General features: G+C 65.6%; 22 protein-coding genes and 1 other RNA gene. 10 read left to right on the forward strand and 13 right to left on the reverse strand.

Annotated elements, in window-relative coordinates; translation table 11 throughout:
• Positions 1-66: 66 nt before the first annotated feature.
• Positions 67-885 (reverse strand): DUF1206 domain-containing protein, encoded by an 819-nt coding sequence (locus AUL35_RS00870; RefSeq protein WP_062011070.1) that lies wholly within the window; start codon positions 883-885, stop codon positions 67-69.
• 34 nt (positions 886-919) lie between these two features.
• A complete protein-coding gene (miaA, locus tag AUL35_RS00875) occupies positions 920-1,816 on the reverse strand; it encodes a tRNA (adenosine(37)-N6)-dimethylallyltransferase MiaA (RefSeq protein WP_062011072.1) in 897 nt (298 codons plus the stop codon).
• A 19-nt stretch (positions 1,817-1,835) separates the two neighbouring features.
• Between miaA and serB the strand changes: the two genes are divergently transcribed.
• On the forward strand, positions 1,836-2,720 hold the full coding sequence (gene serB, locus AUL35_RS00880) for a phosphoserine phosphatase SerB (RefSeq protein WP_192847019.1): 885 nt from the start codon (positions 1,836-1,838) through the stop codon (positions 2,718-2,720).
• A gap of 10 nt (positions 2,721-2,730) precedes the next feature.
• Here the strand turns inward: serB and AUL35_RS00885 are convergent, their stop codons facing one another.
• The 5 genes from AUL35_RS00885 to AUL35_RS00905 all read right to left on the reverse strand — a co-directional run bounded on the left by AUL35_RS00885 (position 2,731) and on the right by AUL35_RS00905 (position 8,255).
• Entirely contained in the window at positions 2,731-4,353 is a 1,623-nt protein-coding gene (locus tag AUL35_RS00885; RefSeq protein ID WP_062011075.1) for a Do family serine endopeptidase, read from the reverse strand.
• Positions 4,354-4,567: 214 nt separating this feature from the next.
• Entirely contained in the window at positions 4,568-5,542 is a 975-nt protein-coding gene (gene hflC, locus AUL35_RS00890) for a protease modulator HflC (RefSeq protein ID WP_062011076.1), read from the reverse strand.
• A complete protein-coding gene (gene hflK / locus AUL35_RS00895) occupies positions 5,542-6,744 on the reverse strand; it encodes an FtsH protease activity modulator HflK (protein WP_062011078.1) in 1,203 nt (400 codons plus the stop codon). The genes hflC and hflK overlap by 1 nt, the downstream gene beginning before the upstream one ends.
• Positions 6,745-6,879: 135 nt before the next feature.
• Complete coding sequence (locus AUL35_RS00900) at positions 6,880-7,464, reverse strand: dihydrofolate reductase (RefSeq protein WP_062011080.1); 585 nt, start codon at positions 7,462-7,464, stop codon at positions 6,880-6,882.
• Positions 7,461-8,255 (reverse strand): thymidylate synthase, encoded by a 795-nt coding sequence (locus tag AUL35_RS00905; protein ID WP_062011082.1) that lies wholly within the window; start codon positions 8,253-8,255, stop codon positions 7,461-7,463. The genes AUL35_RS00900 and AUL35_RS00905 overlap by 4 nt, the downstream gene beginning before the upstream one ends.
• A gap of 161 nt (positions 8,256-8,416) precedes the next feature.
• Between AUL35_RS00905 and ssrA the strand changes: the two genes are divergently transcribed.
• The 4 genes from ssrA to AUL35_RS00925 all read left to right on the forward strand — a co-directional run bounded on the left by ssrA (position 8,417) and on the right by AUL35_RS00925 (position 9,883).
• Positions 8,417-8,772: a transfer-messenger RNA gene (gene ssrA, locus AUL35_RS00910) on the forward strand.
• A gap of 54 nt (positions 8,773-8,826) precedes the next feature.
• The gene (locus tag AUL35_RS00915; RefSeq protein ID WP_062011083.1) at positions 8,827-9,432 is read left to right on the forward strand and encodes an SspB family protein; all 606 of its coding nucleotides are present in this window, start codon (positions 8,827-8,829) and stop codon (positions 9,430-9,432) included.
• 5 nt (positions 9,433-9,437) lie between these two features.
• Positions 9,438-9,641, forward strand: coding sequence for a DUF4169 family protein (locus AUL35_RS00920; RefSeq protein WP_082665994.1), 204 nt, complete (start codon positions 9,438-9,440; stop codon positions 9,639-9,641).
• On the forward strand, positions 9,638-9,883 hold the full coding sequence (locus AUL35_RS00925; protein ID WP_062011087.1) for a ribbon-helix-helix domain-containing protein: 246 nt from the start codon (positions 9,638-9,640) through the stop codon (positions 9,881-9,883). Before AUL35_RS00920 ends, AUL35_RS00925 begins: the two co-directional genes overlap by 4 nt.
• On the opposite strand, the gene AUL35_RS00930 is transcribed toward AUL35_RS00925, so the two are convergent.
• On the reverse strand, positions 9,861-13,484 hold the full coding sequence (locus AUL35_RS00930; protein WP_062011089.1) for an AsmA family protein: 3,624 nt from the start codon (positions 13,482-13,484) through the stop codon (positions 9,861-9,863). The two genes, AUL35_RS00925 and AUL35_RS00930, sit on opposite strands and share 23 nt — an antisense overlap.
• Before the next feature lie 275 nt (positions 13,485-13,759).
• Between AUL35_RS00930 and AUL35_RS00935 the strand changes: the two genes are divergently transcribed.
• On the forward strand, positions 13,760-16,387 hold the full coding sequence (locus AUL35_RS00935) for an ATP-dependent helicase (protein ID WP_062011091.1): 2,628 nt from the start codon (positions 13,760-13,762) through the stop codon (positions 16,385-16,387).
• Positions 16,388-16,407: 20 nt separating this feature from the next.
• Here the strand turns inward: AUL35_RS00935 and AUL35_RS00940 are convergent, their stop codons facing one another.
• From AUL35_RS00940 to AUL35_RS00950, 3 genes are read right to left on the reverse strand one after another with little or no spacing between them, the layout of a single operon-like run.
• Complete coding sequence (locus tag AUL35_RS00940; RefSeq protein WP_062011093.1) at positions 16,408-16,977, reverse strand: hypothetical protein; 570 nt, start codon at positions 16,975-16,977, stop codon at positions 16,408-16,410.
• Positions 16,974-17,486, reverse strand: a complete 513-nt coding sequence (locus tag AUL35_RS00945) for a hypothetical protein (RefSeq protein WP_156417777.1) — start codon at positions 17,484-17,486, stop codon at positions 16,974-16,976. The genes AUL35_RS00940 and AUL35_RS00945 overlap by 4 nt, the downstream gene beginning before the upstream one ends.
• Before the next feature lie 6 nt (positions 17,487-17,492).
• Positions 17,493-19,001, reverse strand: coding sequence for a hypothetical protein (locus AUL35_RS00950; protein ID WP_062011103.1), 1,509 nt, complete (start codon positions 18,999-19,001; stop codon positions 17,493-17,495).
• 239 nt (positions 19,002-19,240) lie between these two features.
• Here AUL35_RS00950 and AUL35_RS00955 point away from each other — a divergent pair, with 239 nt between their 5' ends.
• Positions 19,241-19,741, forward strand: coding sequence for a BA14K family protein (locus AUL35_RS00955; protein WP_062011105.1), 501 nt, complete (start codon positions 19,241-19,243; stop codon positions 19,739-19,741).
• Between the two features lie 124 nt (positions 19,742-19,865).
• On the forward strand, positions 19,866-20,297 hold the full coding sequence (locus AUL35_RS00960; RefSeq protein ID WP_244493626.1) for a BA14K family protein: 432 nt from the start codon (positions 19,866-19,868) through the stop codon (positions 20,295-20,297).
• Here AUL35_RS00960 and AUL35_RS00965 read toward each other — a convergent pair.
• On the reverse strand, positions 20,294-22,129 hold the full coding sequence (locus AUL35_RS00965; protein ID WP_062011108.1) for an aminopeptidase P family protein: 1,836 nt from the start codon (positions 22,127-22,129) through the stop codon (positions 20,294-20,296). The two genes, AUL35_RS00960 and AUL35_RS00965, sit on opposite strands and share 4 nt — an antisense overlap.
• 190 nt (positions 22,130-22,319) lie before the next feature.
• On the opposite strand from AUL35_RS00965, the gene AUL35_RS00970 reads away from it, so the two are divergent.
• On the forward strand, positions 22,320-24,116 hold the full coding sequence (locus AUL35_RS00970; RefSeq protein WP_062011110.1) for an acyl-CoA dehydrogenase C-terminal domain-containing protein: 1,797 nt from the start codon (positions 22,320-22,322) through the stop codon (positions 24,114-24,116).
• Between the two features lie 59 nt (positions 24,117-24,175).
• Positions 24,176-25,384 (forward strand): acetyl-CoA C-acetyltransferase, encoded by a 1,209-nt coding sequence (locus AUL35_RS00975; protein ID WP_062011112.1) that lies wholly within the window; start codon positions 24,176-24,178, stop codon positions 25,382-25,384.
• 23 nt (positions 25,385-25,407) lie between these two features.
• On the opposite strand, the gene AUL35_RS00980 is transcribed toward AUL35_RS00975, so the two are convergent.
• Positions 25,408-26,193 (reverse strand): EAL domain-containing protein, encoded by a 786-nt coding sequence (locus AUL35_RS00980; protein ID WP_082665996.1) that lies wholly within the window; start codon positions 26,191-26,193, stop codon positions 25,408-25,410.
• Between the last annotated feature and the right edge of the window lie 95 nt (positions 26,194-26,288).

Below are 26,288 nucleotides of genomic sequence, written 5' to 3' on the forward strand. Positions count from 1 at the left end.
TTACGAGAATGAGCTTCTTGAACATGGGACGAAACGCTAACGGAGCGTCACGATAGCGTCAAGGGGCTACTTCAACGCCCTCGATATGTCCGGCGACCGGATGTGACCATACCGTGCGAGGATGATCGCGTAGATGCCGAACGCGACCAGGCCCGCTCCGGTCGCCGAGAGGAGGAGCCATCCGTAGGGCCAGGAGCCGATCTCCGCGAGGCCATCATCGAGCCCGGGTGGATGAGCGGCGTTCCAGCGCGATGCGCCGGTCAGGAGCAGCAAGGCGATCGCTGCGAAGACCACGCCGCGTGCGACAAGGCCGATGCGGCAGACGAGCGTCATCCAACCGGCCTGCGCGGGCGGCAGAGACAGGAAACGCAGGAATGACCCGCTGTAGGCCTTGCCCACCTGAGAGCCAGCGACAGCGAGCATGACGAGTCCAAGCGGAATCGTCAGCCACGGCCCGAAGAACCCGGCCCATCTGTCGACCACCTCGCTTCCGCCGCCGCTGCCGCCAACCGAAACGCCGAACAGGAGCGACCCGACGTAGATCGCGAGGAAACCGTACGCAAAAGCCGAAATCAGCCGCCCGGCACGAACAGCCAATCCCTTTGCGCCCGTGCCGTAGCCGTCTGCATCGAGGACGGCCTGGAGCAGCCTCCAGATCGCGAATGCCGGCAGCGCTATGACGAGGAGAACAAGGGAGACATTTCCGAAAGGCGACGCGATGATCTCGGAGATGGCCTCGCGCTCGCTCATCGTGTCACCGCCGGCGAAAGCGGTGCGAAACGCGAAGAACCCGATCACGATGAAGATCGCGGCGCGCGCGAGATAGCCCAGGCGGGCGCCCTTTTCGATGGCGTCGCGATGGTCGCGGACCGTTACCGTGCTCATTGTCTCTCCCCTGCCTTGCGGATGAAACAGTAAGTCAGTCGATCGGAACGTCGAGGGGATCGGCGTAACGCGTCCACTCCGGCCCGAACTGATTGCGAAACCAGGTTTCCTGACGCTTCGCGTATTGTCGGCTTCGGATGATCGAGAGCTCCACCGCTTGGTCCAGCGCCGTGCCGCCATGGCCCGCCGCGAGGAGTTCCCTTAGGCCGATGGCCTTCTCAGCGAGTGGAGCGCTGCCGTCGAAGCGGTTTGCGAAAGCTAGCGCTTCGTCCATCGCGCCGTCGCACAGCATCGCATGGAAGCGTTGCGCGATGCGGTCTCGCAACGCTTCGCGCGGCGGCGTCAGAACGATCGCCTTCGCCCGGTTCGGGTCGTATAATCCTGCTCCCCGCTTCCTCTGGAGTTCGGCAAGCGGCCGGTTGGTTGACTCCACCAACTCCAGCGCGCGAACGACACGCTGGCGATCGGTCGGGCGAATTTTGAGAGCCGCGGCCGGATCGCGGCGTTCCAACTCGCGATGGAGTAAGGGGATTGGATCGTGCTCGCTCCTCTCGCGCCAGTAGGCGCGGATGGTGTCCGGCACGGACGGGAGATCGTCGAGGCCTTCGACAAGGGCCCTGAAGTAGAGCCCGGTTCCCCCGCAAAAGACGGGGATCGTATCAGCCGGCAGCCGCGATATCAGCGCCTCCACATCCGTCCGCCATTCACCGACCGAGTAGGGTCGATCCGGCGGGACATGACCGTAAAGGTGATGGGGAACTTCCTCCATCTCATCGTCGCGTGGACGGGCGGTGAGGATGCGCAGACCGTCATAGACCTGCAGGGCATCCGCGTTCACCACGACGCCGCCCCAGTGCTTGGCAAGGCGCACGGCGAGCGCGGACTTGCCGCTCGCGGTCGGCCCGGCTATCAGGATCGCGTCCGGTCTCACTTCCCTCGGGTCTCCTCACATCATGCACGTCGTGACGCTCATATCCGCGCGGCGTGATCCGCGCGTCTCGCGAACCCTGGCCGAGGCTGCGCGCGACGAGATCGGCGAAGCGGAGCTCCGGTGGCTCGAGCGGGACGTCGCCTGCGATCTCACCACGGTCGATCCATTGAATGCCGAGGTTCGTGAGCGTTTGCGCGAACTGGCGGAATCCGAAGGCGTCGATTGCGTCGTGCAGCAGGCGGCGGATCGACGCAAGAGCATCCTCCTGGCCGACATGGATTCCACCATGATAGAGCAGGAATGCATCGACGAACTCGCGGCGATGCTCGGACTGAAAGATCAGGTCGCGGCCATCACGGCCCGCGCCATGAACGGCGAGATCGCATTCGAGCCGGCCCTGCGCGAACGCGTATCGCTGCTGAAGGGCCTGCCGGAAGAGACGATCGGACGGGTCATCGAAGAGCGCATCACGTTGGCCGAGGGCGGCTCGACGCTGGTGCGGACGATGAACCGCGCCGGCGCCTGCACCGCTCTGGTCTCGGGTGGGTTCACGGCCTTCACGAGCGTTGTGGCCAACCGGCTCGGGTTCCAGGAGAACCGTGCCAACGTCCTTCACGTCGCCGAGGGGCGCCTCGCCGGAACCGTCGCAGAGCCGATCCTCGGTGCCGAAGCGAAGCTTTCTGCCTTGAACGACATCTCCGAGCGCCTGGGACGGTCGGCGCAGGACGTTCTGGCCGTCGGCGACGGCGCGAACGATCTGCCGATGATCCTGGCAGCCGGCACCGGTATCGCCATTCATGCCAAGCCGGCGGTCGCCGCGAAGGCTCCCCATCGCATCGACCACGGCGACCTGACCGCCCTCCTGTTTCTCCAGGGCTACCGGGCCGAGGACTTCGTGGACTGATCCGTCCCGATCAGTCGATCGGGACGACGACGAAGCGCAGGTCACCCGCCTTGTCCGCCATCAGCATGAGGGCGTTGCGGCGGCCGTCGGCACGCAGCTTCGTCAGCTTCGCCTTCGCGTCGTCGGCGGTCGTCACCGGCTCCTGGGCGATCTCCTTCACCACGGCACCCGCTTCGATTCCCTTGTCGGCCGCGGCCGACTCCGGGGCGACGTCCGTGACGACGACGCCAGAGAGTTCGTCTGCCAGCTCGTAACGGGTCTTGAGTTCGGGCGTCATGTCGGAGAAACGCATGCCGAGCGTCGCGGCATCGGGCATCGGCGCCGCCTGAGCGGCGGGAGCATCCCCCGGCTTCTGCTCGGCGCTCGCGACTTCCTTGTCGCTATCCTCGAGACGCCCGAGCGTGATCTGAACGTTCACGGTTTCGATCGGACGGTCTACCGCCGTCTTGCGCAGGATGCCGATCTCGACGGCCTTACCGACCGGCGTCTCGGCGACGATGCGAGGCAGATCGCGCGAGGTCGCCACGTCTCGGCCGTCGAAACGCGTCACGACGTCTCCGACCTTGATCTCACCGTTATCCGAAGGCCCCTTCGGCACGATGCCGGCGACCAACGCGCCGCGCGCGCTCGGCAGCCCCAGACCTTCTGCAATGTCATCCGTGACCGCCTGGAGACGCAGGCCTAGCCAGCCGCGCCGCATCTCGCCGTATTCTCGCAGCTGCGAGACGACGTTCTGCGCAAGCAAGGACGGGATCGAGAATCCAATACCGATCGAACCGCCGGTCGGCGAGATGATGGCCGTGTTGATGCCCACCACGTTGCCGTACATGTCGAAGAGCGGGCCGCCGGAATTACCGCGATTGATGGCGGCGTCCGTCTGAATGAAGTTGTCGTAGGGTCCGGCGTTGATGTTGCGTCCGCGGGCCGAGACGATGCCGACCGTGACCGTTCCGCCGAGCCCGAACGGATTGCCGATCGCCATGACCCAGTCGCCGATGCGCACCTTGTCGCTGTCGCCGAAGGCAACGGAGGAAAGCGGTACCTTCGGTTCGACCTTCAGAACAGCCAGATCCGTCTTCGGATCGATTCCGACGATCTTGGCGTCGAGTTTCGTGCCGTCGGCGAAGTTGACGGTGATCTCGTCGGCATCCGCGATGACGTGGTTGTTGGTGACGACGATACCGCTCGGATCGATCACGAAGCCCGATCCGAGCGACTGCACCCGCTGAGCGTCGTTGTCCCCGCCGCCCTGCAGCAGATCGTTGAAGAAGTCCTGAAGCGGCGAGCCCTGTGGCGCCTCGAGCTTCGGCACGGCCGGACCGGGAGAGGCCTCCGCACCGTCGACCTTTTGAGACGTTGAGATATTGACGACGGCGTTTGACAGGCGTTCCGCCAAGTCGGCCACAGAAGCCGGCCCCACCATGCGCGGCTGGCCGGAGGCGGCCGGCGGAGGTGTCGGTGGCGCCGTCAACGCGGGAGGCACCTGCGGCGCAATCGGCTGGTCGCCCGGCGGAGGCGCGATAACGCCCTGCGCCATGACGGACGGGGCAAAGCCGGCAAGGGCCATTGTAAATGCGGCGACAACGGCGCTGCGCGACGCGGACCGTAGGAGCAGGCGGCTGCTGGGTGTCATGTCATGTCCTGCCCGGGAGGATGGTGGATGTCCGAACCGCCGAACATCGAATTCTCGCACCGCTCGTGCGGTGCAGCACCTGGATACGAGGCAACCCAATAACTGCGTCTGAATCAAGGGCGGGCGAGCGGGCTGCGACATTTGCAGAACGAAGAAGGCCCCACCCGCGCATAAGCGCGAATGGGGCCGGTCAGTGATGCGACGCGACGTCCGGTCAGTTGGCTGGAGCCACCGCCGAAGCTGGGGCCGACGGCGTAGTGCCGGTCACCGGCGGCACGCTCGGCGCCGTCGCCGATGCACGAGGAGCTGTCGGCGCCGTCTCGCTGTCGAAGAAGCGGAAGAAATCCGACCGCGGCGACAGGACCATGGTCGTGTTGCCGTTGTCGAGCGCCGTCCGGTAGGCCTGCATCGAGCGGTAGAACTCGAAGAAGGCCGGATCCCGCTGATAGACGTTGGCGAAGGTCGCATTGCGCTCCGCCTCGCCCTCGCCTTGCAGGATCTCGGCATCGCGCCGTGCCGCAGCCACGGTCTCCGACACGTTGCGGTCGGCCGCCGCCCGGATCTCGCGGGCCGAAACACGTCCGCGTGCCCTGACCCTCTCAGCCTCGGCCAACCGTTCGGCGCGCATGCGTGCGAAGGTCTGTTGAGAGACTTCCTGCGTCAGGTCGGTGCGGCGAATACGCACGTCCTGCAGTTCGATACCGAGCGAGCGCGCCTCGGGCCGAATCTGGTCGCGGACTTCGACCATCATCTGACCCCGCTCCTCGGACAAGGCAGCCTCGAAGTTCCTCAGGCCGTAGACCTGCCGAACCGCATTGTTGAACCGCGTGCGCAGCCGCTGTTCCGCCTGCGGGATCGAGCCCGACGTCGTCTGACGGAATACGGCAGCGTCCGCGATGCGATAAACCAGGAAAGCGTCGACTTCATAGAATGCGCCGCCCGAAACCTGAACCCGCAGATTATCGAGATCGAGACGCTGGAGACGCGTCGGCAAGACCTGGATGTTGTCGGCGCCCGCGAAGCTGAAGGGCAGCTTGAAGTAGAGCCCCGGCTCGTTGACGACGCGCTGGATCTCGCCGAAGCGCGTGACGATGGCCTGCGTGCCCTGCCGCACCACGAAGAGCGAGCTCCAGAGCGCAAGCACGACGACGGCGAGAATGATCAGGAGGCCGGTGAAGCGGTTGGCCATCAGTTGACGCCCCCGAACGTGTTGGACGAGAGGGTCTGACCGGACGACGCCGGCGTCATGCTACCGGTCGGACGCGGCGTTGAGGGAGGCGTGGTTCCCGTTCCGCCGGAGGCCGGCTGGCCGCCGCGCTGCAGTTCGTTGAGCGGCAGGTAGGGCACGACGCCCTGCCCGGTGCCCTGATCCATCAGGACCTTGTTCGAGCCGCGCAGCACCTGCTCCATGGTCTCGAGGTAGAGGCGCTGGCGCGTCACCTCGGGCGCCTTCTCGTATTCGTCGAGCACGGCGCCGAAGCGCTGCGACTCGCCTTGCGCTTCCAGGACGACGCGATTCTTGAAGGCGGCGGCATCCTCGCGGATCTGGACGGCCTCACCCTGAGCGCGGCCCGTTTGCTCGTTCTGATAGAGACGCGCTTCCTCGATGAACTGCGCCTCGTTCTGCTCGGCGCGCTGCACCTCCTCGAAAGCGTCGGCGACATCGGCGGGAGGCGCCGCCTCTTCGATCGAGATCGCGTTCACGTTGATTCCGGCGCCGTAGCTGTCGAGGGTCTGCTGGGTGATGCCGCGCACGAGTTCCGCGATGCCCGCACGGTCGTCGCGAAAGACGTCCTCGACCGGGCGACGTCCGACCACCTCGCGCATGGCGCTCTCGCTGACCTGCCGCAGGAGCGACTGCGGGTCCTGGACGTTGAAGAGGTACGCCTTCGGATCAGCCACGGAATAGAGGACGGCGAACTGCACATCGACGATGTTCTGGTCGCCGGAGAGCATCAGGCCCGACGCATCGCCGCGCTGACCACTGCCGATCGTCACCTGATTCTCGACGACGGGAACGGTCTCGACCGTCTCGAACGGCCACATGACGAAATGAAGACCGGGCTGGGAAAGCTCAGCCCGAGGCTTGCCGAACAGGAGCTCGACGCCGACCTCGTCGGGCTGGACGGTGTAGACGGCGTTCAGCAGCCATACGACCGCAAGGCCCGCCACGACGAGACCGCCGAACGCCAGGTTGCCGCCTCGTCCGCCGCCGCGCGGTCCGCCCGGCATGGCACGCCGCAGGCGATCCTGGCCACGGCGGAGAATGTCTTCCAGGTCCGGCGACCCGTTGTTGCCAGGCCGGGGACCCTGAGGCCCCTGCCCCCAAGGACCGCCGTTGTTACCGCCGCCCTTCCAGCCGCCGTTCCCTGTTTGATTGCTCCAGGGCATGTATTTCCTTCCAATTCGGGAGACGAGCCGAAGCAGCGGGATGGCGCATCGGAACGATCCACTCCCTTATAGGAAGCGCAAAACCTTGTTTCAACGCGATGAACCGCCGCCCGGACACGTTGCGACGGGCCATGGTTACCGGTCGCCCTGCAAGTTCGTGTCAAGGAAACTCGGTATGTCGAAGACGTGATCGGCTGACGCGGCAGGCCGCGTGCGGAGCCAGGTCTCGGCGCGATAGGGGGCCGAATCGCGCTCTCCCCGGAGCGCCGTGCTCTGTTCAGCCAGATGGAACTCCTGCTCGAAGGAGTCGAGGCGCGTGTCGCCAGGCGGCTCCGCCTCCACACGGGTGAGGCAGATCCGGTCCGTCACGGGTAGCAAGAGCGCATAGATCTCAGCTCCACCGACGATCGCAATACCCCGCGCGCCGCGCGCCCGAGCCGCTGCGGTCGCGGATAGCAGTGCCTCGCTCGGAGAGTTGGCGACGAGGGCGCCCGCGATGCCGACGCTGTGCGCGCGCGTCAGCACGATCGTGTCGCGGCCCGGCAGGAGACGACCGATCGAGTCCAGCGTTCGGCGCCCCATGATCATCGGGCAGCCCATCGTCTCGTCACGGAATCGTTTCAGATCGCCCGGGAGATGCCAGGGCATGGAGCCGTTCGCGCCGATGACACGGTTGCGCGCCATGGCAACGACGGCGAAGACTTCCAACCCGTCGATCATACGGCGACCTTCGCCTTGATGTGATCGTGCGCCTGGTAATTTTCGATCCGGATGTCCTCGAAACGAAACGCGAAGAGGTCACGGACGGAAGGGTTCAATTCGAGCGTGGGCAAGGGAAGCGGCTGGCGCTGGAGCTGGGTGCGGGCTTGCTCGAAATGGTTGGCGTAGAGATGCGCGTCGCCTAGCGTATGAACGAAATCGCCGGGCTTGAGATCGGTCACCTGAGCTATCATCGCGGTCAGCAGCGCGTAGGAGGCGATGTTGAAGGGAACGCCCAGGAATATGTCGCCGGACCGCTGATACAGCTGGCAGGAAAGGCGGCCGTCCGCCACATAGAACTGGAACAGGCAATGGCACGGCGGCAGAGCCATCTCGTCGACCTGCGCCGGGTTCCAGGCGGAGACGATCAGGCGACGCGACGAGGGATTGCGACGGATCGCCTCCACGACGTTGGCGATCTGGTCGATATGGCCGCCCTTCCCGTCAGGCCACGACCGCCACTGCGAGCCGTAGACCGGTCCGAGATCACCGTTATCGTCCGCCCATTCGTCCCAGATCCGCACGCCGTTCTCGCGAAGGTAGGCGACGTTCGTCTCGCCCTTCAGAAACCACAGCAGTTCATGGATGATCGAACGCAGGTGCAGGCGCTTGGTCGTGACCAGCGGGAAGCCGTCCGCCAGATCGAAGCGCATCTGGTGTCCGAAGAAAGCCCGCGTACCGGTGCCGGTCCGATCCATCCGATCGGTGCCCTCGCGCAGAACGCGGTCGAGTAGGTCAAGATAGGCTCGCATGGCGGACTCCGGGTGGTGAATCGATTGGCGCGCGGAATGGTTAGGATCGAATGAGCATCCGCAGAGTCCCCCCTGTCGTTCAGCGGACTGCTGCTGCCAAGTCCAGAACTTTCGTCGCCGGGAGCCGAGGCAGAAGCGAACCTTGCAGGAGAGCCGCGCCTGGGCTTTTCAGGACGAAGTGGACAGCCTATATTCCGCTCGCCGGGGCAACCCGGCTATGGCGATAAACGGCCGGTGTAATAAACCTTTCGGACCCGGGGGCGGTACCCGGCGCCTCCACCTGAGCCCTCCCTTTCGAAGGGTTGAGGCGGGGGCGAAATAGGATCGACGAGGGTGTAAAGATCGTTCTTTCGCTCGGCATGGTACCACCGTCATCGGGCTGTAAAAATAGTTGCCAACGACAACTATGCGGAAGTCCGTCTCGCCGCGTAAAGCGGTGCGATAGCTTCAAATCAAGCCCTGGGGGTTCGCACTCCTAGGCGGGGCCCGGAGGCGCCTGGCAACAGAAGCCTCCACCTTTTTGCCTGAAGCCGGGTGGCTTCGCGACAGGCGCGTAGTTGCAGGACACCCGATGGGTCAGGATCTTATCCGTTACGATGTTCTGGCTCAGGACGCTCTGCGCGGCGTGATCCGGAAGGTGTTGGGCGAGGTCGTGAAGACCGGGCTGCCTGGCGACCATCACTTCTTCATTACGTTCCTTACGTCCGCCCCCGGTGTGCGTCTTTCGTCGCGGCTGCGCGAGAAGTACCCGGAACTGATGACGATCGTCATCCAGCACCAGTACTGGGATCTCCAGGTCACCGAATCGTCCTTCGAGGTCGGCCTCTCCTTTTCCGATATACCCGAACGCCTTCTGATCCCGTTCAGCGCCATTCGCGGCTTCTACGATCCTGCGGTGAACTTCGAGCTCGAATTCGACGTGCGCGACATGGATGCCGCTAACACGCAGACCGAAGACGCCCCGTCCCCGACCGCGCTGACCCCGGTTCCCGCCGGTCCCGTCGCGGTGAAGCCGGCTCCGGCTCCGAAGCCTGCGGAAAGGGATGCAAAGCCGGCCGCCAAGACGGCTGCCGACAAGGGTGCATCGAAGGCGGAGACCGAGAAGGCGCCGGCTGACAAGTCTGACAAGGGGTCGGCGGACGTCGTGTCGCTAGACGCTTTCCGCAAGAAGCCCTGACGCCGGTGTCGGCCGAAGTCGTCAACCTGAGGCTCGCGCGCAAGCGCGCGAAGCGCAAGGCCGACGAGAAGGTGGCAGAGCAAAACCGCCTTGCGCACGGCCGTACCGCCATCGAACGCGCGACCACACGCTACGAGAGCGAAACCCGCGACCGCCATCTGGATGACAGCTTTCGTGGGCGACCTGGCGAGCGCGATAGCACGACGTGATCGTCAAACGGTCGCTTTCCATTCAGGGACACCGGACCTCCATCAGCATCGAGGACGCCTTCTGGCGGGAGCTTCGTGTGATCGCGGAGCGTGATGACACGAGCTTGTCGCAACTCGTCGCCCGAATCGATGCCGAGCGACCGCCGGGAACCAACCTGTCGTCGGCCCTGCGCCTCTTCGTGCTCAATGATGTAACGACACGGGCGGAACGGCTCGAGGTCAGAAGCGCGGAAGATCCGTGACTCCAGGAAGATCGCCGGACAGGCTCGGCGGCGCTGGAGCTGGCACGATCGGACCGGAAAGATCAGGCGCGGGCGTCGGCGGAACGGTCGATTGACGTTCCTTCCGCTGCGCGGCTTCCTGAGCGGCATTCCGCCGGTCTTCCTCCTCCTGAGCCTTTCGGCGCCGTTCGGCCTCTTCCGCTTCCAGCCTCGCCTTCATGAACTCGTCCCGTATCGTCGCGCGCTCCCGGTAGAACCGCGCCTCGCGGCGCAGGCGCGCGGCCTCGCTCAACTCCTCCCGAAGAGCATCGACCCGCGCCTGTTCGCGCTGGAACGCGCGCACGCCGAAGTAACTCGTCAACGCTTCCGTTCGCGCCTCGAGGGTTGGCGCTTTGATCGTCCCTCCCAGCCGATAATCGACGCGCGGTGGATCGGTGCCCTCGATCGTCTCGTTCGTTGGCGGACGAAGGGTCAGCTGTCCCGACACGGTTCCGGCGGCCAGTCCGATCGCAACCTCGCCCTCCAGCGCCGCACCGCCGTCCGCAGCTTCGAAACGGGCAGTGCGCAGCACACCCGCACCGACCTGGAGTGGGATGGTCTGCGTGTCGAGCGGAAAGCTCGCGCCCGTGCCGGTCTCTGCGACGAGCCGAGCGACCGTATCCGCATCGAGCGCTCCGGTCTGACTGTCGGCGGCGAGTGTCACCGGAATCATGACGTCGGCGGACAGGCCGTCGAGACGCGCATCGGTCAGCTTGAGATCGCCCGAGCCGTTAAGCGATGCAGTAACTTCCCGGAAGCTGCGCCCTGCCCCCGACAGCTTGATGGTCGCATCCGCCTTCCCCTGTAAGATCGTCTGCCCTCCGATCGTCCAGTCCTGCAGCACCGCGCTCCCATCAAGGTTCACGAGGCCGTCTACGTTCCGGAGCGCGGCATCGCCCGATAAACGAGCGCCGCCCGACGCAAGTGACAGCTCGCCAGCGCGAAGCAGCCCGGCACCGTCGCTCGCCAGAAGCAGTTGCAGGTTCGATCCGAGAAGAACGTCACCCGCTGTCAGGCGATCGGCCGCGACATCGATCGAAAAGGCACGCTGTGGCAGAAGCCAGGGACCGAAGGGCGCGTCCTCGTCAGATTGGTCCTGTCCCAGCAAGACACGTTGCAGCCAATGAACCGAAAGGGTTGAGAGCTCGACACTTCCGGTCATCCCTGTCGATCCCGAGGCCTGCAGGGTCGCTCGGACCGGATCTCCGGCGATCGAACCCTCCAGTTGTTCAATACGCCAGACCAGCGGTGACCATCCAAGACGCCCGTCGACGTGCAGTGGTACGCGCTCCAGGCTTTGACCAGCCGCGACACCCAGAGCCGTCAACCAGGGGGCCGCATCCTCGCTCGTCGCCCTCAGGCGGGCCTCCACGCCCGAGATGCCGGTGGCATCGAGCATGAGTTCGCCGTTCAGCGAGAGGTTCGTGTCACCGGCCGCTGCCGTGACCGTGGCGGCGATCGGACGTTCCGGTGAGCCGCTGGCGTTGATGGATATCCGAAGGGGGGCGAGTTGTCCGACGGCGATCGTTGGTCGGCCGATCTGCGCAAGAAGGATCGTCGGGTCGTCGTTCTGGAAGGTCGCGTCGAGGCCGAAGCGTCCGTTCAGCCATTGCGCTGCAAGTCCGTTCTCGAGTGCGAGGCGAAGGTCGGTTTTTGTTCCTCCGACCGTTCCGGACAACGCCAGCACCAGATCCCTCGTCTGCTCGCCCGGCGGTGACGCCAGCGTACCGGCCAGGGTCACGGGGGCGAGCGTGTTTGAGCGCGCCTGCAACGTCCGCACGAGGGGACTGTCGGGCGCCAGATCAGACAGGAGGTCGAGGAGGCGACCCGGCTGTTCGGCAAGGACGTCGATTCCGAGATCCGGCCTGGGTGCGGCGAAGAGATCCGCTATGGTGCCTTCCGCATGAACCGAGGCTCCGGCGAAGTCCTCGGCGGTGGCATCGGCGATATCGAGCATCCCATCCTGGAGTGTGAAGTCGGCGGCCAGGTTCTGTGCGCCATAGGTGCCGAAGGTGACGGGGCCCGCGTCGAACTGGACGTCGAACCGCTCCGTCCCGATCGTGGAGGCATTCGGCAGGCTGCGCACCACGGCCGCCAGGGGACGCAGATCGATGCGCCCGCCCTTCAGGTCGACGAGGTTGACGGTTCCCTCCGGCCGAACCGTGCGCTGGATCGAGCCGGTGAGCGTGCCGCCGTCGAGGTCGATTTCGAGTGCCTGAAGACGCTGAGTATCAGCGGACAACTCGATCTCGGCCGATAGGCCGGCACGCGTCAGCGAGACCAGCTCCGGAGCGCTCCCCAGCCCCGCCCAGGTGAAGAAGGCCGCCGGCTGACGGACCGCAACCAGGAGCGATCCCTTGAAGGACGGGTGGTCCCGCAACGTCGCGAGCCCCGATGCCTCGAGGCGTGAGCGGCCCGGAAGTTCGGCGACGAAGGTCTCGATCGACCAACCATCGGCCGTGGGCGAGCCAGTGAAGGAGACGTCCCGTAGTGCCGTGTCTCCGACCGTCAGCAGCGGCAGCGAGAGTTGGACGCGTCCGGGTATGTCCGATGTCGGAAGGCGAGCGACGAGTTTCCGCAAGCTCGCCATTCGGTCCTGAAACGTCAGCCCACCTTCTCCCGCTGTGGGAGCGAGCTGGTCGAAATCCGTCGCCTGGCCGCGAAGCGTGACGTCGAAATGCGGAATGGCTCCGATGTCAAGGCTCGCGGCGCCCTCGATGACGTAGGGCTGCGGAGCCCCGTCCACTTCGACGCGCAGGTCGGACAGTGTCGCCTCGCCCGTCGTAAGTTTGATCGCGCCAGTCGCTTGGAGCTGGCGGCGAGCAGCGGCCTGACCCTTTGCCTCGGTCGGCGGTGCAACCGGCGTCAGGAACTGGACCTTTCCGTCGACGATCGGCCGGTCCGGCTGGTTCGAAAGGACCGCGTCGACCGAGACGGCTAGGTCCGCCCGGGGAGACGTCGTCGTCAGGCGAACAGGCAGACCACCGTCTGGTGCGAGCTGGCCGGTCGATAGAGCCAGGGCAAGCGGCTCGCCGTCGGCTTCTAACGTCGCCGTGCCGGAGAAGGGGCCTGCCAGCGAGCGGGCCGAGAGTTCGGCATCCAAGTTCTTGAGGTCGATCCGGCGCCCGGCGCGCCGGTCCTCCAGCGCGATCGACCCATCGGCGATGGCGACGTGCTCGAGAACGACGCTCGTCCCGTCACCGATCGCCGAGTTGGCGACGGGCCAGCGAACCTTGCCATCGGCCTCGATCGGAAGGCTGAGGCGCGGCGCGTCGAGCCGCATGTCGAAGATGCGGATTTCCCCCGAAAGGTAGGGAGCGAGTTCCGCGTCCATCCGGAACGAACGAATCGACAGGATGGGATCGTCGAGGTCGCCGATCACGACGTCGCCGAAGGTGACGCTCGGAAACGGCAGAAGGCGCGCGGTTGCCCCGCCCCGCACCTCGACGCGCTGTCCAAGCAGTCGGGACGCCTCGGCCTCGAACTGGCTGCGATATGCCGTCCAATCAACGAAGAGCGGCCCGACCAGAAGCACCAGCAGCGCCACGACGATCAGGCTCCCGAGAGCGATGAAGATCTTCATGGCAGCGCGACGAAACTCCGGACCTGAAACGCACGGAGAATCGACCCTTTGGGCGGGCGTCTCCTGTCGTCTCGCAGAAGGCCAGAGCGGAGCGACCGTGTCGAGAGGCGACGGCGCGGCGAAACACCATGGTCTGTCACAGGGTTAGCGGTTTTGGCACCACGATCGTGGCGACCGACCACTCGTCGCGCGCTCCGTCGGCGCGCCGATGCGATACGAATATGGAGTGTTATGTTCCCCTAGTGTTCTGCGCCCGATGGGTTAGATACGAGCCCATGACCGACGCCCCCATCTCCCGATCCGCCTCCGGAAGCGGCATCGCCGCGCGCGCGCTGAAGGCTCGCGGCGGTCCGATGGCGCCGATATCCAATGCCAATTACCTCGATGGCCTCAATGCCGAGCAACGCGCGGCAGTGGAAACCACGGAGGGTCCGGTGCTCGTCCTGGCCGGCGCCGGCACCGGCAAGACGCGCGTGCTCACGACGCGCATCGCTCATATCCTTGCGACGCGCCGCGCCTATCCGTCGCAGATCCTGGCCGTCACCTTCACCAATAAGGCGGCGCGCGAGATGAAGTCGCGTATCGGCCATCTGGTCGGCGGCGAGGTCGAAGGCATGCCGTGGCTCGGCACCTTCCATTCCATCGGCGTGAAGATCCTGCGCCGCCACGCCGAGCTTGTCGGGCTTAAGTCGAACTTCACGATCCTCGATACCGACGATCAGATTCGGTTGATCAAGCAACTGATCCAGGCCGAGAATCTCGACGACAAGCGCTGGCCGGCGCGCAGCTTCGCCAACCTCATGGACGGGTGGAAGAACAAGGGGCTGACGCCGGACCAAGTACCCGAGGGCGACGCGTGGGCCTTCGGAACCGGACGGGGACGAGAGCTCTACAAAGCCTACCAAGCGCGACTGACGAGTCTCAACGCCGCCGACTTCGGCGACCTCCTGATGCATCCGATCGCGATCTTCCGCGACCACCCCGACGTGCTTGCCGACTACCACAGGCGCTTTCGCTACATCCTCGTCGACGAGTACCAGGACACCAACGTCGCGCAGTACCTTTGGCTGCGCTTGCTCGCGCAGTCGTCCGAAGCGCGTAGAGCCGTCGGGCAGGAAGGCGTCAACGTCTGCTGCGTCGGCGACGACGACCAGTCGATCTACGGCTGGCGCGGGGCGGAGGTCGACAACATCCTTCGCTTCGAGCGCGACTATCCGGGCGCGACCGTGATCCGCCTGGAGCGGAACTATCGCTCGACCGCCCATATCCTGGGCGCGGCGGCAGGGCTCATCGCCAACAACGAGGATCGGCTCGGCAAGACGCTGTTCACGGATCTTCGCGACGACGACGACGAGAAGGTCAGCGTCAACGCCGGCTGGGATTCCGAGGAAGAGGCGCGGGCGATCGGTGAGGAGATCGAGCAGCTGCAGCGCACGGGCTGTAAACTCAACGATATGGCGATCCTGGTCCGCGCATCCTTCCAGATGCGCGAATTCGAGGACCGCTTCGTCACGCTTGGCCTGAACTACCGCGTGATCGGCGGACCCCGGTTCTACGAGCGACAGGAAATCCGGGACGCTCTCGCCTACTTCCGCTGCGTCTGCCAGCCTGCAGACGATCTCGCCTTCGAGCGCATCGTCAACACGCCCAAGCGCGGTCTGGGCGACGCGGCTTTGCAGATGCTCCATACGTTCGCCCGCCGCGAACAGGTGCCTCTTCTTGCCGCCGCCGGGATGATCGTTCAGGGCGACGAACTGAAGCCCCGCCCGCGTTCGGCATTGGCCGAGGTCGCGCGCAACTTCGCCCGCTGGCGCGATCAGCTGTCGAGCATGCGCCATACCGATCTCGCCGAGATGATTCTCGAGGAGTCCGGCTACACGGAGATGTGGCAGGCCGATCGCTCGGCGGAAGCGCCGGGACGCCTTGAGAACCTCAAGGAACTCGTCCGCTCTATGGACGACTACGACTCCATGCCCGCCTTCCTGGAGCATATCGCGCTCGTGATGGATGCCGAGCAGAACATCGAGACGGATGCCGTGTCGATCATGACGCTCCATTCCGCCAAGGGTCTGGAGTTCGATACGGTCTTCCTGCCGGGATGGGAGGAAGGGCTGTTTCCCCATCAGAGGTCACTCGACGAAGGTGGGCGATCGGGACTTGAGGAGGAGCGGCGACTCGCCTATGTCGGCATCACGCGCGGCAAACGCCGCGTGAAGATCTGGTTCGTATCGAACCGCCGCATCCACGGCATGTGGCAGTCCACGATTCCCTCGCGCTTCCTCGACGAGTTGCCCGAAGCGCATGTCGACGTTCTGGAGCCGTCGACCTCGTACGGCGGCTACGGCGCCGGCGGCATGGGCGGCTACGGCGCCTCGCGCTGGGACGCGAACGCCTTCTCGACCTCGTCCTATCAGACGCCCGGATGGCGGCGCGCACAGGCCTCGCAAGGGGGCGAGACCTATCGTGGCGGCCGCGGGCAGGAAATCAGCTACGGCGAAGGGGGCGTTCAGAGCGGCTCGCGTGCCCGCGCCGCGGCAACGGCCGACAAGTACATATCTCGTGATGGCGGACGTGGCGGTCCTCCCGCGTCGCAGGGCGGGTTCGCAGGCCGGATGGACAGCCCTGTCGAGGCCAATCGTTCGCGAGGCAGCAATCAGCCGCCGCGAAAGGGCGCGGGTCTTTACTCGTCCGCACGTGCCGGTGGTCCTCGCGAGATCGAGGGTCAACTCGTCGCGAAATCTGTTCAGGATGAAGTCAGCCGCTTCAAGGTTGGCGACCGCGCGTTTCACATGAAGTTCGGCAACGGCACGGTCACGACCGTCGAGGGCAATAAGGTGACCGTGAACTTCGACAAGGCCGGTGAGAAGCGGGTTCTCGACGGCTTCCTCGAAGGGGGAAGCTGATCGCGGCTTCTATAGGGCCGTCAGACAGCAGACAAGAGTTCGTGGACCCGCCGCAGATAGGCTTCGGCCTGCACGGCGCGTGCCTCGGCCTCCGCTGCCCGCTGTTCGGCCTTCTTGGCCCGCGTTTCGGCTTCCCACTCTTCGTACTCGGCGTCGCGTGCGGCGGTTTCGGCCTTCACCGCACGCGCCTCGGCATGTGCGAGCCGCTCCTCCAGCGAGCGCAGATGGGTCTGCAGCCGGTGGTGGTCCTCGGCCGCGCGGTCAGCCAGCGACCGGCTCTGCTTCTCGAGTTGAACGTAACGCTTCTCGTAGGAACGGATCGTCGCGGCGGCCCGCTCGACCATCGAGAGGGTGGAGTTCCAGTCGCTTGCGGCGCCAGCCGGCGCAGCCTGAGGCAACGAGAGGGCCAGCGCGCTTCCGGCAACCTCCGCCTCCACCATGGACTTCACGGAATCCTCCAGCGAGCGCAACATCTCGCGACCGATGATTCCGTCCATCCCGGACGTCGTCGCCTGCGGTCCGATCAGACCCGGCGCTCCCTCCGGGTCGTTCGGCATGACGTCTGTGGCATGCTGGAGGACGGCGCTCATCTGGTTTCGCCGAGGCTATTGGCGAAGGCGGCGCGCAGTTCCGCCTCGTCCGCATCCTCGGTCGCGACGACGCGGCTGAAACTCGTGACGATCGCGTCGTGCATTCGAGCGAGCCAGGCCTCGGCTTCCGCGGCACGAGTTTCCGCCACGCGCAAGCGTCCTTCCGTCTCGGCCAGACGCAGTTCGGTTTCCTCGATCTGTTCCTGAAGCGAACGGATCTCGTCGCTGGCCCGCTCGGCATCGAGACGATGCTCGATCTCCATCTCGGTCGCGCGCTCGTCGCGGATACGGATCGCCTCGCTGGCCTCGCGCACGAGGTCGAGCGCCGCCGACCAGTCGCGTTTGGATACGGCCTCGCGTTCCTCGCTCGCCACCAGCGAGAAGTTCGGTTCGGGACGATGCCCGCCGACCGGGTCCGACACGCTTTGGCGCAGGCCCAGGCCGATGTCCTCGTTCGCCGCGTTCACCATGCCGTCGGTCTCCTCATTCCCATTCCGAAAGGCGGCCATCGATGTTTAGTCCTCGCGATCAGGCGACGAGAACGGGCGGACGTTCGAGGGCCGCTCGTCGTAGCGGGACGCCTCCGATCCGCCCTCGACCCCGAAGCCCTCGACCGTCCGTCCCCGCGTCGCACGTTTCAGGTTCTCGTTCTGGCGCTGGAGCGCCGTACGGCTCTCACGAGCGATATCGAGCGCACCTTGCGCCAGAGTGCGCTCGGCCTTCTCGTTCTGCAACTCCTCGATCAGGCGGCGGTTGGTCGCCTCGAGCGCCAGGCGGTCCTTCTCGAAGCGCTGGGTCAGTGCCTCGACCCTCTCCGACAGATTGTTGGCGCGCGTCGTCACACCTTCGAGCTGCGAGTCCTTGGCCGCGAGTGCCTTGATCAGCATGTCGCAGCGGGCCTCCAGCTCCGCCCTCGCCTTCTGGCTTTCGCCCAACTGCGCGGTCACGCGCGTCAGGTCGTTGCGGATCCCGTCGTGGCGTCGCTCGAAGCTCGCCTTTTCGGCGATCGCTTCCTTGCTGGCGCGCTCGCTGGCACGGAACGCCTCCTCGCGCTCGCGCAGCTGGTGCCGCACCTGCCCGAGAATCTGGTCCGTCGCCGCGAGCCGTGCCGCAAGCGATTCGATCTTGAGATTGGCGCCGGAACGCTCCGTCTTGAGCGCCGTAAGGTCGTTCTCGTGCTGGGCCGCCTGCTTCTGCCGGGCCGCTTGCTCGACAGCGAGCTGCGCCTGGAGGTGCTTCACCTGCTGGAGATGGGCGTCCGCGAGTTGCTCGAACTCCTCGACGCGCGCGGTCAGTTGCAGGATCTCGGCCGCCTGGTCCTCGGTGAGGCTCTGGAGGCGTCGTCCCTCCTGCTCCGCGAGATGACGCTGCTCGCCGACTTCGCCCAGCATGCGTTCGGCTTCCAAGAGGGCTTGGTCAGCCACCGTCGCCTCGGCCCGCAGCGTCTTGACCTCGAGGTTCAGCGACTGGTTCTGTTCCACCTCCGCGAGCAGCTGGCGCTCGAGCGCGTTCGCATGCGTCGTCTTCTCGCGCAGCAACAGCCGCTGTTCTTCGAAGGCGGCCTCCTGTTCGCGCGCGGCGGTCTCCAAACGTCCAACGCGCGTGACGGCGGTGGCGAGATCGCTCGATGCCGCCGAATACCGCCCGAGAAGACTGTCCACCTCACGGCGCAGGGACTGGTTGCCCTCCATCTCCTGCGAGAGAATCGCCTCGAGTTCGAGGATGCGGGCCTGTGCCTTCGGCAGCTCTTCTGCGATGGACTCGATCGGGTTGATCAGCGCCGAGAAGTCGTCCGTGAGAGTGCGAAGTTCACCCAACCGCTCCGACATCTCGCCGATGCGGACCTTCAGCATCTCGTTGCGCTGACCGATTCCGTCGAGCGGAGGAATTTGCGGCTGGAAGCGCACGCGCGTTTCCTCCCGGTTGGGGTCGTCGCCGATCGAGGGCAGCGCGCGGCGGGCGGGCTCGCCCTTGTCGGCCGAGCGACCTTCGCGCCTGAACAGGAACGACAACGGGGAGTTCATCGAGCGGGGTTCCTCCGGTATGGCCATCGACGCGTGCATCGTGTTTGGCCGTTGCGACCGGCCGCTGCAACGACCTTTATGTCTTTTTAAGAAAGTTTTGCCCAACGCATCCTTTAGGTGACATCGCTGACGCGGCCCGAACGTTTGCGATGATCACGTCAGCGTGATCGCATGACGTTCAGGAACCGTTCAGTTCGACTCCGGTTCTGTAAGCGAAGGGTAATTTTCGGAGAAAAGCGATGAATTTCGCTCGGATGTTCGGGGCCAAGGTGCTGGCAGGCGCACTTGCCCTCACGATGCTTCCCGCCGCCCTGCCGAGCCAGACGCCCGTCGTCGGCATCACCGCCGCGAAGGCTGATCCGTTCTATCGCGGCTATGGCGGTGGTTACTACGGCGGCGGCCCGCGCTACTGGCGCGGCCATCGCGGCGGCTTCTACGGCGGCCCGCGCGCCTATTACGGGGGTCCCCGCGGAAACTATCGCGATGGCTACTACCGGCGCCATCGCGGATCAGCCGGCCCGGCCATCGCCGGCGCGATCGTCGGTCTCGGCGTGGGAGCCGCGATCGCGAGTTCCGCTCAGCCCCGCTATTATGGTGCACCCCGATACGCCGCGCCGGCTTATGGTCCGCGTCCGTGGACGCGCGAGTGGTACAACTACTGCGCCTCCCGCTACCGGTCCTTCGACGCCCGAAGCGGCACGTTCCAGCCCTATAACGGACCGCGCCAACTCTGCCGTTGAGGCAAACTGAACACGCAAGAACGAGCCACGCATCGTCCCGCGATGCGTGGCTTTTTTGCTATCGGGAACCACCAGTCGTTCAGAGCCTTGATGCGCCATGCGAAGGTTGGCGGGAGCTGGTGCGATGGGTTGGAAGTTGGGCGTGGTCCTGGCCACAGCGGCAGCCGGTTTGCTCGCGACCGAAATGGCGTCAGCCGGAGAATTTCTGGGCATCGATCCTTATGGTCGCGCCGTCTTCGCTCCGTCCGGGCCCTTCCCCATTGTCCCTAGCCGCGTGCGTGGGCCGGTCTTCAAGCGCAATCCCGGTCCCTTCGCCGGTCCCGACGTCGGGGGACCTCTTTACTACGCCGAGCCGGCGCCACCGGTGCCGGGCTTCTATCGTCCGGATCCCGCGGTGTCGGCAGGTGCCATTCTCGCCTTCGACACCGACGCGGCGCTTGGAGCGGCGGAGGGCTGGGATGCCCGTGACGCGCGCTGTGCAGCCCGCTACCGCAGCTTCGATCCGGCCACCGGTACGTATGTCTCGGCGCGCGGCGTGCGCCGGATCTGTCGCTAGGAGCGAGTTGCGTGACGCGGACGCGTCGCCTGCGCGAGCCAGGACCGAACCTCCTCCCCTAGTCTGGGACCGATCCGCTCCATGACCGTGGCGTGGTAGTGGTCGAGCCAAGCGGCGTCTTCTTTGTCCAGTAGCTCCGGGTCAACGAGACGGGTGTCGATCGGAACGAAGGTCAGCGTCTCGAAACCATGCATTGGCAAGTCGCCGCCCGGCACATCGCTCGCGGGCGTGACGACGAGCAGGTTCTCGGTTCGGATGCCGTAGCTGCCTTCGCGATAGTAACCGGGCTCGTTCGACACGATCATGCCGGGCTCCAGCACCGGGGTGCCACGGCGCGAAATGGACTGCGGCCCCTCGTGGACCGCGAGGAAGGAGCCGACGCCGTGCCCCGTGCCGTGTGCATAGTCGCAGCCGGCCTGCCAGAGCGCGGCGCGGGCCAGCGGATCCAGATCCATTCCCCGCGTTCCGACGGGAAAGCGCGCGCGGCTGACGGCGATCATGCCCTTCAGAACGAGGGTGAAATGCCGCCGCATCGCCTCGGTCGGCTCGCCGATCGCAACGGTGCGCGTGATGTCGGTCGTGCCGTCCTCGTACTGGCCACCCGAGTCGATCAGATACAACGAGCCGGACTCGATGCGACGGTTCGATGCTTCGTTCACCCGGTAATGCGGGAGCGCCGCATTCGGTCCGGCGCCAGAGATCGTGTCGAAGGAGATGTCGCGTAGCGGCATCCCCTCGCGTTCCCCGATTTGCGAGCGGATCTCTTCCAAACGCTTGGCGGCGTCGATCTCCGTCAGCGAGCCCTGCGGCTGGCCGTCGAGCCAAGACAGGAAATGAATCATGGCCACCGCATCGCGCAGATGTGCGCTGCGGGCGCCTTCCAACTCCGTGGGGTTCTTGATCGCGCGTGGCAGGCGCGCCGGGTCCTCACCTTCGACGACCGACCCCCCGGCCTTGCGGATCACATCGGCCAGATGCTGAGCGGCCAGTTGCGGGTCGAGGAGAACGTGCTTGCCGGGCACCTGTTCGCCAAGCGTTGCCTCGAGCGCCATAGGCTCGACGATCTCCGCATGGTCGCTCAGGGTGCTGCGAAGTGCCGCGTCCACCTTTTGATGGTCGAGAAAGAGCGTCGCGCGACCGGTCGCGGGAATGTAGGCGAAGCCGAGCGGCAACGGCGTATGGGGTACGTCGCTGCCCCTGACGTTGAACGTCCAGGCAAGCGAGGACGGATCGGTCAGGAGCACAGCATCCGCGTTCGCCCTTGCCAGTTTCGCCCGGATCGCCCGTAGCTTATCGCCGACCGAAGCCCCCGCGTAACGATCCGGGTGAACGGAGACGCGCCCCGTCGGTGGGAGAGGACGGTCCTGCCAGAGGCGATCGATGGGGTTGTTCGGCAAGAGAACGAGTTCCCCGCCCACCTTTTCGAGAATGCCTCGAAGTCGCCCAACCTCACCGATCGTGTGCAGCCAGGGATCGATACCGATCTTCAATCCGCCGGCATGGGCGGTCAGATAGTCGGATAGAGGCGTGTCGACCGAATTGACGAAATCGAAGACCGACCCGTCCGCCTGCGCGCGCACCTGAACGGTATAACGCCCATCGGTGAAGATCGCGGCCTTGTCTCTCAGGACCAAGGCGCTGCCCGCCGATCCGGTAAATCCCGTCAGCCATGCGAGCCGCGCGGCCGAAGCGGGTATGTATTCGCCCTGATGCTCGTCCGCGCGCGGCACGATGAATCCGTCGAGGCCGTTTGCGGCCAGCGCTTCGCGCAAGCGCGCGATGCGGCCGGCGCTCTCACGACCTTCCGATGCGTCCTCGAAACTCTGGAACATGGAACGTCCCCTCCTGCGCTGGCCTGCGAGCGTCCACACAACCTGGTCCGGCAGCGATAGGCCAAGCTGGCCCGATCGGAAAGACCGCGCGGCCGGTCGCAGCCCGATCGATCGCTTGCCGCAGGGGCGCGGGCAGGGTATCAATGCGCATATTACGTTTACGCAAACGTCAAAATTCGGGAGTGGCGCGATGCCTACCTATGAGGCCCCTGTCGCCGATACGCTCTTCATTCTGAACGAGCTTCTTGGCATCGATCGCTACAACAACCTGCCGCGCTTCTCGGATGCCTCGCCCGACGTGGTGGAGGCGATCATCGGCGAGGCGGGGCGATTTGCGGCGGAGGTGTTCTTTCCGCTGAATCAGTCGGGCGACGCCGAGGGCTGCCACCGCGCCGAGGATGGCTCGGTGCGCACGCCGGAGGGGTTCAAGGAAGCCTATGCGCAATTCCGGGACAGCGGCTGGGGCACGATCTCGACCGACCCGGATTTTGGCGGCCAGGGCCTGCCGCATACGCTGTCGGCGGCGGTGAACGAGTTCCTGTCCTCGGCCAACATGGCGCTCGCCATGTATCCGGGGCTCACGCGCGGCGCGATTGCCGCGATCGAGACCCATGGCGACGCCATCCAGAAGGGTCGCTACCTGCCCAAGATGATCGAGGGCACGTGGACCGGCACCATGAACCTGACCGAGCCGCATTGCGGCACGGATCTCGGCCTCCTGCGCACTAGAGCGACCCCGAAGCCGGACGGCACCTATGCCCTGTCCGGTCAAAAGATCTTCATCTCCGCCGGCGAGCACGACATGGCGGAGAACATCGTCCACCTCGTTCTCGCGCGCATCGACGGGGCACCCGCCGGCACAAAGGGTATCTCGCTGTTCATCGTGCCGAAGTTCATTGTGAACGAGGATGGCTCGCTCGGTGCGCGCAACGGTGTTTCCTGCGGCTCCATCGAAGAGAAGATGGGCATCCACGGCAACGCCACCTGCGTCATGAACTACGACGAGGCGACGGGATATCTGATCGGCGAGGCCGACAAGGGCCTGCGCGCCATGTTCACGATGATGAACGAGGCGCGGCTCGGCGTCGGCATTCAGGGACTGGCCATCTCCGAGATCGCCTATCAGAACGCCGTCACCTACGCCCGCGATCGCGTTCAGGGCCGTTCGCTGTCGGGGACGAAGGCGCCCGAGAAGGCGGCTGATCCCATCATCGTCCATCCCGATGTGCGACGCATGCTGATGACGATGCGCTCGATCAACGAAGCAGGGCGTGCGCTCGTTCTCTGGACCGCCCTGCGCGGAGACCTTTCGCATCTTGCGAGCGAGGAGAAGGAGCGCGAGGCTGCCGACGACTGGATGGGCTTGATGACGCCGGTCATCAAAGGCGTCCTCACCGACAAGGGCTTCGAGAACGCCGTTCTTGCGCAGCAGATCTACGGCGGCCACGGCTATGTGCGCGAATGGGGCATGGAGCAGTTCGTGCGCGACGCCCGCATCGCGCAGATCTACGAGGGCGCGAACGGCATCCAGGCGTTGGACCTTGTGGGACGAAAGCTCGCCCTGAACGGCGGAAGGGCCCTCCAGGCCTTCTTCAAGGAAGTCGGCGCCTTCTGCGAGGACAACCGCGCCGACGAGGCGTTGGCGCCGCTGACCAAGCCCCTCAAGAAAGGTCTCAACGACCTGCAGGCCGCCACCATGTGGCTGATGCAGAACGCGATGGCCAAGCCCGACAACGCTGGCGCGGCCTCCACCGACTACATGCACCTCTTCGGGCTCGTCGCGCTCGGCTACATGTGGGGTCGCATGGTGAAGGTCGCGCAGGAGAAGCTGGCGCAGGGCGCCAACGGCCATTCGGCCTTCTACGAGAACAAGCTCGTCACGGCGCGCTTCTTCATGGACCGCCTGATGCCGGAGACCGCCGCGCATCTTGCCCGAATCTCGTCGGGCGCCGACTCCATGATGACGCTGAACGCCGACGCCTTCTGAGGCGACACGTCACGAACCGCACAGGGGCGTCGCCACGCGCGGGGCCGGGAGACACGATCATGACCGAAGCCTTCATCTACGATCACGTCCGCACCCCTCGCGGCCGCGGCAAGAAGGACGGGGCGCTGCATGAGGTTCCGGCCGTACGGCTCGGTGCCCGGGTGCTCGAGGCCTTGCGCGACCGCAACGGCATCGAGACGGCAAAGGTGGATGACATCATCTTCGGATGCGTCGATCCCGTCGGCGAGGCCGGTTCGGTGATTCCGAAGGCCTCGGCCTTCGAGGCGGGCTACGACTTCGCAGCGCCCGGCATGCAGATCTCCCGCTTCTGCGCCTCCGGCCTCGATGCGGTAAACCTCGGCGCCGCGAAGGTGGCCTTCGGGTCCGACGACCTCGTGATCGCGGGCGGCGTCGAATCCATGTCGCGCGTCGGCATGGGCATGTCGGGCGGGGCGTGGATCATGGACCCTTCCGTCGCGATCCCCGCCTACTTCATGCCCCAGGGCGTATCGGCCGACCTGATCGCCACCAAGTACGGCTTCACGCGCGACGACGTCGACGCCTACGCCGTCGAGTCGCAGAAGCGCGCCGCTCGCTCCTGGGAGGAAGGGCGTTTCGCTCGCTCCGTCGTGCCGGTGCGCGACCAGAACGGACTCGTGATCCTCGACCGTGACGAGCACATGCGTCCGGGCACCGACATGCAGTCTCTCGGCAGCCTCAATGCCTCCTTCGCCATGTTCGGCGAAATGGGTGGCTACGATGCGGTCGGCATCCAAGCCCATCCGGAGATCGAGGCGGTCGAGCACGTCCACCATGCTGGCAACTCGTCCGGCATCGTCGACGGAGCCGCGGCCGTCTTGATCGGCTCGAAGCGCGGTGGCGAGATGCTGGGCGTCAAGCCGCGCGGGCGCATCCGGGCTTTCGCCAACATCGGGTCCGATCCCGCCCTCATGCTGACCGGTCCGGTCGACGTGACCAAGAAGCTGCTTGCCAAGACCGGCCTCTCGCTTTCGGACATCGACCTCTTCGAACTCAACGAGGCCTTCGCGGCCGTCGTTCTGCGCTACTGCCAGGCCTTCGACATCCCGATGGACAGGATGAACGTGAATGGTGGGGCCATCGCCATGGGGCACCCGCTGGGCGCGACCGGTGCGATGATCCTCGGCACGGTGCTGGACGAACTGGAACGCCAGGACAAGGAACGCGCCCTCGTTACGCTCTGCATCGGCGCAGGCATGGGAACGGCGACCATCGTCGAGCGCGTGTAGCCGCCGTGCCGCTCGTCATGCGCTCAGTGTCGCAGGAGCGACGCCTCGGCCGACATCGCGACCGGCTGGACGCTCAGCGCAGGCAGTCGCTCGAACTCGGGCCGGGCGAAGTAGTAGCCCTGGAAAAGATTGATGCCGGCGGCATGCGCGACCTTGAACTCCCCCTCGGTCTCGATCCCCTCGGCGAGCACCGTGATACCGAGTTCGCGCGCGGCCGCCGCAAGCGATGCCACGACGATCTGGCGCGGCCGACTGCGATCGATGCCGCGCAGCAGCTTCATGTCGATCTTGATGAGGTCCGGCTGGAACTCGACGAGCAGGCCGAGCCCTGCATAACCGGCACCGAAGTCGTCCAGGGCGGTGATGAATCCCTGTCGGCGGTATTCGGTCAGAATGTTCTGAAGATGACCCGTATCGACGATCTCCTCGTTCTCGGTGAACTCGAACATCATCGCGCCGAGCGGGAAGCTGTTGCGGCGCGCGGCAAGCAAGGTGGCTCGGAGGCAGGCCGCCGGGTCGTAGACCGCGTTGGGCAGGAAGTTGATCGACAGCCGAAGCTCGGCGTCGCTCGGGTACAGGCGCGAGGCGAGCTCGATCGCCTTGACGCGGCAAGCCTGGTCGAACCGGTACTTCTGCTCGGGCGAGACGCGGGAGAGGATGGCGAACGCGCCCTCCCCGTTCACGCCCCGCACCAGCGCCTCGTAGCCCCAGACCCGCTCGGCCTGCAGGTCGTAGATCGGCTGGAAGGCCATCGAGAAGTCGAAGTCGAGTTGGGCGCCGCCCTGGCAGCCGTCGCAGCTCGCGTTCATGGCGTCTGTCCCTTCGGAAAGTTGTTGCGCGATCATCGCAGCCCGATCCTTCAAGAGTCCTACCGCCCCGCACGCCATTCGAGAGCCGGCCAAAG

Origin of the sequence: Aureimonas sp. AU4, from assembly GCF_001463765.1 — a bacterium.
In the GTDB taxonomy this organism is placed as follows: Bacteria; Pseudomonadota; Alphaproteobacteria; order Rhizobiales; family Rhizobiaceae; genus Aureimonas.

Excerpts from the sequence above, each read along its gene's own strand:
- AUL35_RS00960 (WP_244493626.1), top strand. The coding sequence starts at position 19,866 with ATGGGTTGGAAGTTGGGCGTGGTCCTGGCCACAGCGGCAGCCGGTTTG.
- AUL35_RS00970 (WP_062011110.1), top strand. The coding sequence starts at position 22,320 with ATGCCTACCTATGAGGCCCCTGTCGCCGATACGCTCTTCATTCTGAAC.
- AUL35_RS00975 (WP_062011112.1), top strand. The coding sequence starts at position 24,176 with ATGACCGAAGCCTTCATCTACGATCACGTCCGCACCCCTCGCGGCCGC.
- AUL35_RS00870 (WP_062011070.1), bottom strand. The coding sequence starts at position 885 with ATGAGCACGGTAACGGTCCGCGACCATCGCGACGCCATCGAAAAGGGC.
- AUL35_RS00915 (WP_062011083.1), top strand. The coding sequence starts at position 8,827 with ATGGGTCAGGATCTTATCCGTTACGATGTTCTGGCTCAGGACGCTCTG.
- AUL35_RS00980 (WP_082665996.1), bottom strand. The coding sequence starts at position 26,193 with ATGAACGCGAGCTGCGACGGCTGCCAGGGCGGCGCCCAACTCGACTTC.
- AUL35_RS00945 (WP_156417777.1), bottom strand. The coding sequence starts at position 17,486 with ATGGCCGCCTTTCGGAATGGGAATGAGGAGACCGACGGCATGGTGAAC.
- AUL35_RS00900 (WP_062011080.1), bottom strand. The coding sequence starts at position 7,464 with ATGATCGACGGGTTGGAAGTCTTCGCCGTCGTTGCCATGGCGCGCAAC.
- AUL35_RS00940 (WP_062011093.1), bottom strand. The coding sequence starts at position 16,977 with ATGAGCGCCGTCCTCCAGCATGCCACAGACGTCATGCCGAACGACCCG.
- AUL35_RS00935 (WP_062011091.1), top strand. The coding sequence starts at position 13,760 with ATGACCGACGCCCCCATCTCCCGATCCGCCTCCGGAAGCGGCATCGCC.
- AUL35_RS00905 (WP_062011082.1), bottom strand. The coding sequence starts at position 8,255 with ATGCGAGCCTATCTTGACCTACTCGACCGCGTTCTGCGCGAGGGCACC.
- AUL35_RS00950 (WP_062011103.1), bottom strand. The coding sequence starts at position 19,001 with ATGAACTCCCCGTTGTCGTTCCTGTTCAGGCGCGAAGGTCGCTCGGCC.
- AUL35_RS00955 (WP_062011105.1), top strand. The coding sequence starts at position 19,241 with ATGAATTTCGCTCGGATGTTCGGGGCCAAGGTGCTGGCAGGCGCACTT.
- AUL35_RS00965 (WP_062011108.1), bottom strand. The coding sequence starts at position 22,129 with ATGTTCCAGAGTTTCGAGGACGCATCGGAAGGTCGTGAGAGCGCCGGC.
- hflK (WP_062011078.1), bottom strand. The coding sequence starts at position 6,744 with ATGCCCTGGAGCAATCAAACAGGGAACGGCGGCTGGAAGGGCGGCGGT.
- hflC (WP_062011076.1), bottom strand. The coding sequence starts at position 5,542 with ATGGCCAACCGCTTCACCGGCCTCCTGATCATTCTCGCCGTCGTCGTG.
- AUL35_RS00930 (WP_062011089.1), bottom strand. The coding sequence starts at position 13,484 with ATGAAGATCTTCATCGCTCTCGGGAGCCTGATCGTCGTGGCGCTGCTG.
- AUL35_RS00885 (WP_062011075.1), bottom strand. The coding sequence starts at position 4,353 with ATGACACCCAGCAGCCGCCTGCTCCTACGGTCCGCGTCGCGCAGCGCC.